Source organism: Bacillus sp. KNSH39 (genome assembly GCF_052656585.1).
The window spans coordinates 310,077-323,438 of the sequence record NZ_JBQXYO010000001.1 but is presented as its reverse complement, the minus strand read 5'-3'; the positions used below and the strand labels follow the sequence as shown (position 1 = coordinate 323,438).

The window sequence follows — 13,362 nt, the reverse complement described above, 5'->3', positions numbered from 1 at the left end:
CAAAATTTAAAACATAATAAGTTAAGATACACTCCGCTCTATCATAAAGTGAAACTTTAATTAGCCCTCACCAGTCGAATCTTTATCGGCGAATAGCGAGATAAAAATAAAAAGCATTCATTCTTTTTTGTTAAGAATGGATGCTTTTTAAAAAATCAATTTCTAACTCTAGCATCTTTTTTTGACGAGGTTTTACTTTTCTTACGGGAACTCCAGCGTAAATATACCAATCATCTAAACTCTCTTTTACCATACTCATCGCACCGACTGCCGTACCTTCTCCTACCGTTACATTTGGAAAAATAATAGAATTAGCACCAATAATCACATGTTTTTTTAAAATAACTTTTTCTGCTTTCACATTCCTATATTGATTCGGGACGGTTGGCCCCATTAATGTATTTCCACTGAAATCATCAAGTACTGCATATACGATTGTTTTAGCTGAGATGTTTGCAAAATCATGCATTTTAATCCCAACTTCCCCTCCATATAACGCTGTATACGCTGATATGTGCGAATAACTTCCAATTGTGATTTTACCACTTAAAATGCAAAAATCATCAATTCTTACATGATTGCCAACTGATATAGCACTCGGATTATATATACTTGCTTTTTTACTAACCAATACATTTTTCCCAACAGATAAAAATCCAATTTGCTTTAGTTCTTCTTGACTATAAAAACTATTCATCTACCGACACCACCTTCTGCTCTAAACAGATTACAATTTGCTCTACTAGTTCTTTCGTCATTCCTTCCCATAAAGGTAAACTTACGATTCGTTTTGCTATTTTATTCGTCTTTGTTAAATCTGTAGACTTATAGTTTTTAAAAAGAACTTGTTGGTGGCAAGATGGTGAAAAGTATAATCTAGCTTCTATTTTCTGTTTTTTCAGTTCTTCTATTACTTGTATATTGCGAACTTCTTCTGGACAAATGATAGGCATAAATTGGTGAATAACCGCTTCTGTCTTTTGGACTTTCCACCCTTTTTTCATTAACCCAGTATTTTGTAACAACTGTTTATACCATTCAGAAATACGGCTGCGTTCTTTTAATTTTTGATCCCACTTTTTTATAGTCGCTATCCCAATAGCTGCTGCGTATTCAGACATTTTACAATTAAACCCCATCATCGTACATTCACGATTTTTATCAAATCCGAAATTCCCCATTCTTTTAATACGTTGTATATCTTCTTCGTTTTTACTATATATGAGCCCTCCTTCACCAATTCCGAACGGCTTTGTTGCATGAAAGCTATATACAATCATTCCACTAAAATCTTGACCGTAATGCATCCCTCCATTCATTAATCCAAATCCCGGCGCCGCATCTACGACAACCGGAATCCCCTTCTTCTCTAGTTCTTCATATTCTTCTAAGTTCATCCATGATCCAAAAGTGGCGTACGGGATAACAATCGCAACCTCTTCTTTTAATTCTTCTATTTTATCCAAAAGTACGGTTTTATCCATATACCAATCATCTATTGAAATATCAATAAAGTACGGTTCCAATCCACACCAAATAGCGGCTAAGGCAGTCGCAGGGAATGTAAAGCTAGGCATGAGAGCATACTTTCCCTTTCTTCTTTTCTTTAGTTGAATAGCCGCCATTAACCCTAACGTTGCGTTTGCTACTGTTGTAACAGCTCCCCTGTTTTGAAAAAATGACGACATAATTGTTTCCTCAAAACGTTGATTTATAGGTCCATAATTCGTATATATGTGAGATGTATCAATTTCCTTCAATTCGTCCAAATACTCACTTACAGGTACAGTTGAAGCACGTAAAAAAGGAATATTCTCCATATCTATCTATTCCTTCCTATCATTTTCGGACAATATAGAGCATATCTGTTTCAGTTAATCCAAACTTCCTAGCACTTTTCATTCCTTGTTTTTCCGCTATGTTATATAATTCTACCTTAAATCCTGCATTCATTAATCGTTGAATAAATCCCGATTGATTGTAAATTCTCACATGATCTTCTTGACCAAAAGCTAATTTCCTCAATTGTGGTGTTACAATTAATTCATTCTCTATAATAAAATCTACATTCATTACGATCGGTACTTGAATAATTCCCCATCCATTTGGCTTTAACACTCTATATAACTCTCGCATTGCTTTGTCATCATCAGGAACGTGTTCTAACACATGACTACATAATATTACATCAAAAGTATTACTATCATATGTAATCCTTGTAACATCAATTTCCTTCATTAATGGATCCTTTGGTTCTAAGTCACCACATACATACGTAATATTTTTATACTCGTTAAACCAATCTCTTAACTTCGCTTCAGGTGCAATATGAAGCATTGTATAGTTTCTATTTAACAAGTCCGTTTCCGTTTCAATGTACGCACGATACAATCTTTCACGATCCATCGAATTGCAAACTGGACATATCCCTGTATCTTTATTCCACATCTCAAATTTATATTTCGGAAAATCATAATGCGCTGGCCAAGGTGAAAATTTTTCAAATTGTTGATTGCAATATTGACAATAACAAGATTCTTTCTCAAACATATGAGCAACTAACTTGTTTAACCCTTTTTTTATCTTTTCATTATAAATTTGATCTAGTTCGCCATTTCTTACTGCATCCTTAACTATAAATCCCGCATTTTCTAAACAATAAGATAAACTCTCTTTATACTCACTTTCGGAGCTTAAAAATCCACTATTATATGCATCTATAATTAATTCAATCCACTCTTCAATTGTCATTAAAATAAAATGCATTTGTTTTTGATTTTGTCCACTATGTTGTCTAAAATAACTAAGAGGTTCTTGCATATAAACTACTTTTCCTTTCCTCATCATATCTAGCCAAGTTGCAATGTCATTAATAGCAGAATAAGCCTTTCCTTTAAAATATCCAAACTTCCCGTCAAACAAATCCCGATTAAACAAAACAGTTGTCGGCTCACCAACTACATTTTTTAAGTTTTTTAACATATAATTTCCTAATTCTTTTCCTTCAAAAAGTGTAGTTTCTTTCGCGATTTTCATATTTAATGTTGAAGGTGGTAATATCTCTCCATTCTCATCAATCAGTTCACGATATGACGTCACAAATGAAATATTTTCTAACGTCAAAAAGTATTTCATCATTCTCTCGATCTTTTCATGATGAAATAAATCATCATCTAATAAAAAGTTTATATAGTCCCCATTCGCAAGTTCTACACACTTATTAAAGTTTTCGGCAACTAACGGCGTTTCATTTTTAACATATGTAATACACTTATATTCACGTAAGTACGGTTGAATCATAGCATTGACTTCATTATTTGTACTATCGTCAGAAATAATAATTTCAATATTTTCATATGTTTGATTCAAAGCGCTGTTGAGTGCTAATTCCAAGTAATAAGGTCTATTGTATGCAGGAATAAGTATACTTACTTTCGGTAATGAAGAATTATTATTTATATGTTGTTTTTTCTTTTCTATGTTTATTTTCTTCGCTCTAATTTTTTGGTAATAGTCTAATGTATATAATATTGATGATGGAACTATCCTTCTTGCATAATCTAGAAAATTAGTTATCGCTTTGTCTAACTCTTTTTCGGTGGATAAGAAACCATATTGTTCTCCTGCTATAATACTGTGTGAAAAATCTTCTAACCCATCCATCATTTTATTAGATTCATTTAACTGTTGATCTGGATGTAATCGAAAGTAACTCAGTGTCTCTGCTATATATACTGCTTTTCCTTTACTTAATAAAGATAACCATGAAGCTATATCTACGTTACATAAATACCGCCTCTTATCAAAAATCCCATATGGTTCTTGTAAATCATTTTTACGAAATAAAACTGTTGTCGGTTCTCCAATATAATTTTTTTGATCCACAATTACCTTATTTCCTAATTCTGTTCCCTCTATAATGGTATCCTCTTCAAATAAACGGACAGTCGAATAAATATGTCGCAGTTCTTTCCCTTTATCATCAATGACTTGACGATGAGATGTTACAAGCTTAATTTCATTATCTAAATCATTGAAAAAATACTTCATCATTTTTTCAATTTTATTCATATGAAATACATCATCATCCATTAAAAAATTTATATACTCACCGTTCGCTTCATTAAATAACATTAACGCATTTTCAAATTGTCCGAGAGTTGACCTATTTTTTATATAAATAATATTTGAATGATCACATAAGTATTTTTGTAACAATTTTTCTGTTTCATCATTCGTGCTGTCATCTCCAACTATAATTTCTATATTAGGGTACGTTTGTTCTAACACACTACATAACGCCTTTTCAAAGTAACTAGGACGATTATACGTAGGAATTAATACACTTACCAACGGAAGTTGCTCTACCATTTCTTCAGTTCTTTCAATACGAGTTCTCATTTTAACTCTCTCACCTCTTCGCATATTATTTATATACGCGACACAAAAATCACATTACTTTAACTGTATGGAGCCTATATACTTTTATGCAAACATGAAACAAAATATCATACTTTTCGTTCCTGAATAAACATATTTAATAATGCGGACATTTTATTTGCACCTTTTTTATTCATATGATCACTATCATAAAAATCATCGTCACAAAATAATGGCGAATCAAATAGATCTATAATTTGAAAAGAATATTGAGTTTGAAAATCATTTATAACTTTATAAAAATCTTCTTTTAATTTCTTACTACTACAATTGAAATAATGTGAAGTAACAGGGAACACAACAATTAATGGCTTTATATCGTTTTTTAACAGTAATTCTAAATATTTCTTAAAAATCATTTTATTTTCATCTAAAGTATGAGGATACGCCAATTTAGCATGTGAAGCTGCTCTTATTTTCCCGTGTTCTTCAAAAGGAATATGAAGAGAAGTAGTATTCCATTCAGCATTTATCCAAGGCAGCGTCAATGATTCATCTTTTAGTTCGTCTAATAAAATATATTCAAAATGCAAATTAAAAATAGAAAGAAGTGGTTTCGGAGTATTTAGATGTGAGAATCCATCAGTGGGTAGAGGAGAATGAACTACAGTATGATGACCATCTTGAAACAATGGATAATATACTTTGTGAATTCTATATGATTCAGATGATAACGACATATCAAAGTAAAACGAGAAATAGGCTATTCCTATTAAACAATATTGAAATGAATGATTGTTTGATAAAAGTTGTGACGCTATTAAATAATCATAGTATAGATCTTGCGATGGAAGTGTTAATTTTATTGACTTTTTTGAGAGAAGCTCCGTACTTATGCCACAATGTGGATAAGACAAACCGGTAGCAAACAATTCATACGTCGGATCACTCTTTGCTTTTTTCATAGAAATGTATAAAGACATAAGATCCGGATTTATTTGATAGATAGAAATTAATTTATCCTTCCATTCATACATGTATTTTGTTAAATTAATAATTTTTGAACTTTGCACGCCCCTATTTATCAAGTCATTTGTAAGTTTTTCTGCGTCCCCTCTCCAAATGACTATATATTGAAAAGAACTTTCTATACGAACAACATCTGAAACGTCTACAACATGAACTATTGTTTTACATTTATTTTTGTCTAACGTATTTCGAATCCTCTCCCCTGATAACTCATCACTTAAAACAATGATTTTATATTGCTCCTTCATGTACATCCCCTCCATTATATGTATAATATGAAATTCATTTTTAATTCGTAACAATCATATACACCTGCAATCTAACAAAAAAATAGCTCCACCATTAGGCGTAGCTATTTTTACAATTATTGCTTATTCAAATTATATTCCTTTATCTAACTCATAAAGTTTACGATACTTTTCATTTTCTTTCAGAAGTTGTTTATGACTACCTTGCATGACAATTTGGCCACGATCAAGGAATATAACTTCGTCTACATGTTCTATTCCTACAAGATGGTGCGTAATCCAAATAACCGTCTTTTCTTCCGTTGCAGAAAACATTGTTTCGATTAAAGACAATTCTGTTTTTGGATCTAAACCGATAGTCGGTTCATCAAGTACAATAATTGGTGTTTCTTGCATTAGAGTTCTAGCAAAAGCAACCCTTTGTCTTTCCCCACCAGAAAACCGCTTTCCCATTTCATGCATTTTTGTTTGTAATCCGTCCGGAAGAGAAGTAACATGTGAAGCTAATTGTGCTTTCTCTAAAGCTTTCCATATCTCTTCATCCGTCGCCTCCGGTTTGCCAATTCGTACATTATTTCCAATTGTCGTATCAAACAAATGCGGCTTTTGATTTAATACAGAAATATATTTAGATAAAAGATTCGTATGAGCTCTTTCACCATTCAATACAACTTGGCCATTTACTGGGCTTAACGCCCCTGTTAACAATTTTAGTAAAGTAGATTTCCCTGTCCCACTTCTCCCTAAAATAGCAATTTTCTTCCCTGCTTTTATTTGTAATGATACATCTTTTAATACAATCTCATTACTATCTGGATAACTATACGATACGTGATTCAGTTCAATATCTACATGTTTTGGTTCAATATAATCTTTCTCTCCATGCAAATCCGTTTCATCATGTAAAACACTATCACTTTCTACGCCATTAAGACGATGGGTAGATTCTACATACGACGGTATTCGATCGATGGCATCTGCAATAGGAATAAGCGCGTTCGTTACAGATAAAGTCATTAATACGAAAGCTGCGATAACTGTAGGAGCAATTTGTTCACTTGCCGCTTCATTCCCAGTCCATATGATCATCGAAATAACTACAATACCTACTACTAATTGAATGATACTGTCCCGAATATGATACCAGCGTTTCACTCTCTTTTCGATTTTTAACAACTGATCATTTTGTTTTACATACTCATTAATAAATTCATCTTTACGACCACTTGCTTGCCAATCAGATAATCCAAAAACAGCATCTGTCAGTTGTTGATACAAACTGTTTCTTCCTTGCTTTAAAGTAACATGATGTTTCTTCATCAAAAGTAATGATACAAACGGAAGAAGAAAAACGATAATAGCTAACATACAACCTACAATAAGTGCAAAAACAAAATCAAATGCACCGATAACAAGTACGAAGATACTATAAACAACTAGCGCTAATATGCTAGGAAATATTGTACGTAAATATAGGTTTTGCAAATGCTCTATATCTTCGGATAACACTCCTAACATATCACCCGTTTGAAATCGAGAACGGAAAAATAACGCCTGTGGTTCTACTATTCTATATAGCCTCGTTCTCATTTTTTCTAATATACGTAGTACGACATCATGTCCGACTAGGCGCTCTATATAATGAAATACAGCTTGCCCTATACTAAATGCTCTTGTTGCAACAATAGGAACATATACAGCCATTACATTTTCTGGTCTAAGGGCAGATTTTGAGATCAAATAACCTGAAATAAAAAGTAACATCGCTCCTGAACTAACTCCAAGAAGACCAAGGAAAATAGTTAAAGTCATTCTACTTTTATTTTGTTTTATATAAGGTTTAACCCAATTACTCATTTCTCTCCCCTCTCTTCCCTATGAAAATGTAATGTCTCATTCTCTAAAAGTTCTTCATACGTCCCACTTTCTTTCATTTCCCCTTTATTTAGAATAAGAATATGGTCCATTTGTTTCATCCAATGTAGACGGTGAGTTGCTAAAAATACTAACTTTCCATTAAATAGACGTAACATCGCTTGCTTTATTTCAAATTCGGTTTCAATATCAAGATGTGCCGTAGGCTCATCTAATAAAATGATTGGTTTTTTACTTAAAAGCGCACGCGCCATAGCAACACGCTGTTCTTGTCCGCCACTTAGCATACGTCCACCTTCTCCAATTCTTTCGTGTATCCCATTTGGAAGTGATGTAACGAGTGAACGAAGGCCGACTTCATTAATAACTCTTTCAACTTCTTCATCTGTTGCATTTGTTTCATAAAAACGAATGTTATCCTTTAATGAAAGTGGAAAAATATAAGGTTGCTGCGGAATATAAGCAATATTTTTTTGCCAATCTTCACGAGTAGATCCATCAACTTCTAGACCATTTACTAACATCTTTCCACTCGAAGGAGATAAAAAACCTGCTAATACGTCGATTAACGTCGATTTCCCTGCACCACTTTCACCAATAACACCAATAGCACCGTTACCTTCCCAAGTAAAATTAATTCCTTCTAATATAGCCTTTTCAGATTCAGTATTATTAACTTTGATATCTTGTAATTTCAAGCTACTAGAGGCATTCCATACTATATCTTCATTTAAATCTTTCTTTTGTATTCCTTTTTGTTGTTGCAAAATCTCTTCTATTTGCTCCATCGCAATTTGTCCATCTAATGTCGCATGATAATTTGCTCCCACTTGTTTAATCGGCAGAAAATATTCCGGAGCTAAAATCAAAATTGTAAGGGCTGGTAATAGTATAATCGTTCCATCTATTAAACGTATCCCTAATCCAACTGCCACAAACGCAATTGATAAACTCGTAAAGAAATCTAATGCAAAAGAAGAAAGAAAAGCAACTCGCAAAGTACGCATCGTTGCTTTTCTATATCTTTTACTTACTTTTTCAATCTTTCCTTCGTGCTGTTCACTTTTCCCTAAATACTTTAATGTTTCTAAACCTTTTAACGTATCTACAAAATGATTCGAAAGTACACGATATATCTCATACTGACTATCTGCCATTTTTTGCGCTGCTAATCCGAGAAGAATCATAAATATGATCACGATAGGAATCGTTACAACTAAAATGATTCCAGACTCAATATCTAGCGTAAAAACATATAGTACAATTAGACCTGGAACGATACTACTTCTAATCATTTTAGGAATCGTTAATTCAATATATGTTTTAAATTTCTCAATCCCCTCAATTGATAAGGTAACCAGATGACCAGTTCCAACAGTTTGAACATACCTTGGACCTAATGTGAAATATGCCTCTATCAATTGTTTTCTTAGTAACGACCCTGTTTTTTCAGCAAAACGTTCCACTAATATTTGTGATGTTCGAACTACTATGTTACGCGCTGCAAACGCGATACCAAAATAAACAACTTCACTTAATATTGTTTGTACTGTCTCTCCATGAAATAAAAACGTAATAGCTCGTGCTAAAAAGATTGTTTGCGCAATAATACTAAAAGCTTCTAAAATACTAATAATCGTTAACGCTACATATAAAATACGGCTACCGGGATAAGACGGAAGTCCTCTTTTTCTTTTCATTAGTACTCCAAATCGTTGTCTGACTTAACAGGTTGTCTAAATACATAATAACTCCATATTTGACTTCCGATAACGAAAGGCAAAATAGCAATCGCAAAGTAAGTCATAAGTTTTAATGCATAAGCTCCTGATGCTGCGTTGTAAATTGTCAAATCATTCATTGCTCCTAAAGAGCTAATCATAACACGTGGGAACATACCGATAAATACACTCGCACTTAGTAAAATGATCGTTAAACTCGTCATAAAGAAAGCCCAACCATCTCTTCTTCTTTTATTTAATAAAGTGGACACTAATAGTGCTACAAAAGCTCCGATTGGTACCATAATCCATTCTGTTCCATGAGCAGTGAAAATGTCGGTTTTCCATAACCCCACACCAGCAAAAACAAGAAGTGTAAGTAATGAAAATGGTGCAATTTTTATTGCAGCAATTCGTGCACGTTCTCTCAATTTACCAGTTGTACGTATCGTAAGAAATTGTAATCCGTGGACAATACATAGTAGGAGAAACATTACTCCTCCAAGTAACGCAAATGGATGAAGTAATTGCAAGAATCCACCTACAACATTTTTACTCTCATCAATAGGTACACCTACCATAAAGTTTGCAATCGCAACTCCCCAAAGGATAGGAGGTAACATACTTCCAATAAACATCCCCCAATCCCATGCACTCTTCCATTTATGATTATCTATTTTCGCACGAAATTTAAAGGAAACACCTCTTAAAATTAAAGCAAGAAGCATAAATACAAATGGAATATAAAAACCACTAAATAAAGTTGCATACCAGTGCGGAAATGCCGCAAACATGGCTCCACCAGCACAAACAAGCCATACTTCATTTGCGTGCCAGAACGGTCCTATTGTATTTAAGTAAACTCGTTTTTCAAAATCATTCTTTCCTAAAAACCTCGAAACCATTCCTACACCAAAATCGAAACCTTCCAGTACGAAGAATCCAACAAACAAGATTGCAATAACTAAAAACCACAACTCATTAAGAGATAACATACTCTTCCTCCTTATCAAATGGATCATGGCTTTGATAATCCTTTTTCGTTTTCTTATTCGTGTGGCCCTTAATGGTACGAACGAATAAGTACACACAAATTCCACCCATAATTAAATACATTGATGTGAATGAAATAAGTGAGAATAATACTTCACCGAATGTTACATTTGGTGATACAGCATCTTCTGTTTTCATTACACCAAATACTACCCAAGGTTGACGACCCATTTCAGTCATAATCCACCCTACTGTATTACCGATGAACGGAAGAGAAATTGCATACACCATTAATTTTAAATACCACGTTTTTTCAGCTAAACGATCTTTTCTTGATAAGAACCATCCGTAAGCTCCTAGAAGAAGCATGAATGTTCCACTCATTACCATCGCTCTAAAACTCCAAAACATTGTATGCACTGGAGGAATATAATCTCCAGGTCCATATTTTTCCTCATATTGTTTTTGAATTTGATTCATCCCTTCAACTTGACCGCTAAACTTATCATACGATAATAGACTTAGCATATAAGGGATTTGAATTTCAAACGAATTTTCTTTCTTCTCTGTATCAATTTTCGAAAATACTGTAAATGGTGCTGGATCCTCACTTGTATTCCATAGCGCTTCAGCTGCCGCCATCTTCATTGGATGTGTCTTAATTAATTGTTGCGCTTGTGCATGACCAAAGAATAATACAAGCGCCGTTGTAATTGTTCCAACAATGATAGAAATTCGGAAAGATTTTTTAAATACTACAGTTTCTTGTCCTTTTGTAATTTTCCATGCACTTACACCAGCAATAAAGAATGCACCTGTTGCAATTGCCGCTGTAATTGTATGCGGGAATTGTACCCATAGTTGTGGGTTTTGAATAATGGCTAAGAAATCATTCATTTGCGCACGACCATCAGCTGCCATTTCATACCCGACAGGTGACTGCATAAATGCACTTGCAGTTAAAATCCAGAATGCTGATAACATCGTTCCAATTGAAAGGAGCCAAATACACATTAAGTGAATTCGCTTCGGTAATTTGTCCTCACCGAATACCCATAAACCTAGGAATGTAGACTCAATGAAAAATGCCAGTAATCCTTCAATTGCAAGCGAGGGACCAAATACATCACCTACAAAACGTGAATACGTTGACCAGTTCATACCAAACTGAAATTCTTGTAAAATACCTGTTACTACACCTACTGCAAAGTTAATAAGGAATAATTGCGTCCAAAACTTTGCCATCTTCTTATATACCTCTTGCCCTTTTACCACATACAACGTCTGCATGATTGCAATAATAAAAGCTAAACCAATTGACAGCGGAACAAAAAAGTAATGGAAAATCGTTGTTGATGCGAACTGTATTCGTGCCAATTCGAGCGTTTCCATACTAAAATCACTTCCTTCATAGTTTTTATAATAAAAGTTAATTGAGCAATCTTATCAAACTCAATTATTAAGAAATACGAAAAGACAAAAACATTTTGTATGTATTGTCGAAAAATATGAAGTTTCAGTTTTTCAAACTATTGTAATGCTATTTTTTACCTTTTCACTATTTCTGTAGTGTTTTATTCGTTAATCGAATTGTATAATATACCTGCATAGTAAATTCAGGTTATTTTTGACGTATTATTGACATCATTTTGTCTGAAATATGTCTTTTGTCATTTTTTTGAATCAGATTTTTCTCATTAGTAAAATGTGTTTTTTCAATATACTTCTTACTTTTATATCTATAAAACAATCGTTTTTTCTTCATACGCTTGACTTTTACTCGGAAAAATGTCCTCGAAAGCACCCACGATAAATGCTTATTTTTTGTCAAGAGAAAAATGTATTTTCAAAATTCAAACTCGAAATAATGTTATTCAAAAATAGAAAACAACTTCCCTCTTCCTCGACTAAAAGTTCATTTTTTTGTCATTTTTCCAGAACAAATAAAAAAACTGAGAGTCGATTAAACTCTCAGTTTTTTTATTTATTTTGCTGTATGTTTTCTAACGGCTGGTAAAATTTCAGTAGCAATTAATTCAATATTTTTCTCAATTTTATCAAATGGTACACCGCCAAAATCAATTTGTGCCATAAAGCGTTGTTGGCCAAACAATTCATATTGGTAAAGCATTTTCTCAATGATTTGTTGTGGGCTACCAACCATTAAAGCATCACGGTAATCTATTGCATTTGTAAATTGCTGTTTCGGATACCCATCACCACGCAGTGTAAGCATACCAGCATTAATGTGAGGGTAATATTCACTAAGTGCATCTTGTGAATTTTTTGCCGTATAAAATAAACTCGTTGTCGCAACTGGTAAACTAGCTGGATCAAATCCGCTTCGCTGAGCAGCCTCGCGGTAAGCATCTACTGACACTTTAAAGTTAATTGCTGGACCACCAAGTGTTGTTATCATCATTGGCACACCTGCACGTCCTGCTTTAATTGCACTAGCTGGTGGACCTCCAACTGCACGCCAAATTGGTAAGTTATTATTTTTCGCTCTTGGAATCACCGATGCATGTGCGAGTGGTGCTCTAAACTGTCCATTCCATGTTACATGTTCCTCGTTATTAATTTTTAATAAAAGATCCATCTTCTCTTCGAATAATTCTTCATAATCATTCACGTCATAACCAAGTAAACTATATCCTCCAATACGAGATCCACGACCAGCCACAATTTCTGCACGTCCATTAGAAATCAAGTCAATGGTAGCGAAATCCTCATATACTCGAACTGGATCAGATGTACTTAATATCGTTGCGGAACTTGCAATTTTTATATTTTTCGTAGCTTGCGCGACCGCACCTAAAATAACTGTATGAGCTTGCGTTGTAAAATGTGTTTGGTGACTTTCGCCGACAGCAAACACATCAAGTCCTGCCTCATCTGCTAACTTAGCTGTTTCAATTAGTTCGTGAATTCTTTTTTCTGGCGTAATTTTGTCCCCATTATGTGGATTTAAAACATGATCACCAATTGAATATAATCCAAACTCAATTCCTTTTCTTGTATCTATACGGTATTTTTCCATAGTTACTCTCCCCTTTAATAAAGTAGTATTAGTTTTTTTCTAAAAACGTTGGTAAGTCAAGTTTATCTCCGTATTA

General features: G+C 33.6%; 9 protein-coding genes. All 9 read right to left on the bottom strand.

Translation table 11 applies throughout. The features are described from left to right. Nucleotides 1-130: 130 nt before the first annotated feature. A complete protein-coding gene (locus ACUL40_RS01565; RefSeq protein ID WP_001084196.1) occupies nt 131-697 on the bottom strand; it encodes an acyltransferase in 567 nt (188 codons plus the stop codon). After that, nucleotides 690-1,820 (bottom strand): DegT/DnrJ/EryC1/StrS aminotransferase family protein, encoded by a 1,131-nt coding sequence (locus ACUL40_RS01560; protein ID WP_000427964.1) that lies wholly within the window; start codon nt 1,818-1,820, stop codon nt 690-692. Before ACUL40_RS01560 ends, ACUL40_RS01565 begins: the two co-directional genes overlap by 8 nt. A 19-nt stretch (nt 1,821-1,839) precedes the next feature. Then, entirely contained in the window at nt 1,840-4,401 is a 2,562-nt protein-coding gene (locus tag ACUL40_RS01555) for a glycosyltransferase (protein ID WP_445422927.1), read from the bottom strand. 107 nt (nt 4,402-4,508) lie between these two features. Beyond that, a complete protein-coding gene (locus ACUL40_RS01550; RefSeq protein WP_000664262.1) occupies nt 4,509-5,657 on the bottom strand; it encodes a hypothetical protein in 1,149 nt (382 codons plus the stop codon). Between the two features lie 132 nt (nt 5,658-5,789). Beyond that, nucleotides 5,790-7,514 (bottom strand): thiol reductant ABC exporter subunit CydC, encoded by a 1,725-nt coding sequence (gene cydC / locus ACUL40_RS01545; protein WP_074047777.1) that lies wholly within the window; start codon nt 7,512-7,514, stop codon nt 5,790-5,792. Further along, complete coding sequence (cydD, locus tag ACUL40_RS01540) at nt 7,511-9,232, bottom strand: thiol reductant ABC exporter subunit CydD (RefSeq protein ID WP_000824036.1); 1,722 nt, start codon at nt 9,230-9,232, stop codon at nt 7,511-7,513. Before cydD ends, cydC begins: the two co-directional genes overlap by 4 nt. Beyond that, nucleotides 9,232-10,248, bottom strand: a complete 1,017-nt coding sequence (gene cydB / locus ACUL40_RS01535; protein ID WP_000950085.1) for a cytochrome d ubiquinol oxidase subunit II — start codon at nt 10,246-10,248, stop codon at nt 9,232-9,234. Before cydB ends, cydD begins: the two co-directional genes overlap by 1 nt. Then, complete coding sequence (gene cydA / locus ACUL40_RS01530) at nt 10,235-11,638, bottom strand: cytochrome ubiquinol oxidase subunit I (RefSeq protein ID WP_000448870.1); 1,404 nt, start codon at nt 11,636-11,638, stop codon at nt 10,235-10,237. Before cydA ends, cydB begins: the two co-directional genes overlap by 14 nt. A gap of 592 nt (nt 11,639-12,230) precedes the next feature. Beyond that, entirely contained in the window at nt 12,231-13,286 is a 1,056-nt protein-coding gene (locus ACUL40_RS01525; protein ID WP_025687206.1) for an LLM class flavin-dependent oxidoreductase, read from the bottom strand. Nucleotides 13,287-13,362: the final 76 nt, after the last annotated feature.

Coding starts and splice junctions, on each gene's coding strand:
- ACUL40_RS01565 (WP_001084196.1), bottom strand. CDS start 697: ATGAATAGTTTTTATAGTCAAGAAGAACTAAAGCAAATTGGATTTTTA.
- ACUL40_RS01560 (WP_000427964.1), bottom strand. CDS start 1,820: ATGGAGAATATTCCTTTTTTACGTGCTTCAACTGTACCTGTAAGTGAG.
- ACUL40_RS01555 (WP_445422927.1), bottom strand. CDS start 4,401: ATGAGAACTCGTATTGAAAGAACTGAAGAAATGGTAGAGCAACTTCCG.
- ACUL40_RS01550 (WP_000664262.1), bottom strand. CDS start 5,657: ATGAAGGAGCAATATAAAATCATTGTTTTAAGTGATGAGTTATCAGGG.
- cydC (WP_074047777.1), bottom strand. CDS start 7,514: ATGAGTAATTGGGTTAAACCTTATATAAAACAAAATAAAAGTAGAATG.
- cydD (WP_000824036.1), bottom strand. CDS start 9,232: ATGAAAAGAAAAAGAGGACTTCCGTCTTATCCCGGTAGCCGTATTTTA.
- cydB (WP_000950085.1), bottom strand. CDS start 10,248: ATGTTATCTCTTAATGAGTTGTGGTTTTTAGTTATTGCAATCTTGTTT.
- cydA (WP_000448870.1), bottom strand. CDS start 11,638: ATGGAAACGCTCGAATTGGCACGAATACAGTTCGCATCAACAACGATT.
- ACUL40_RS01525 (WP_025687206.1), bottom strand. CDS start 13,286: ATGGAAAAATACCGTATAGATACAAGAAAAGGAATTGAGTTTGGATTA.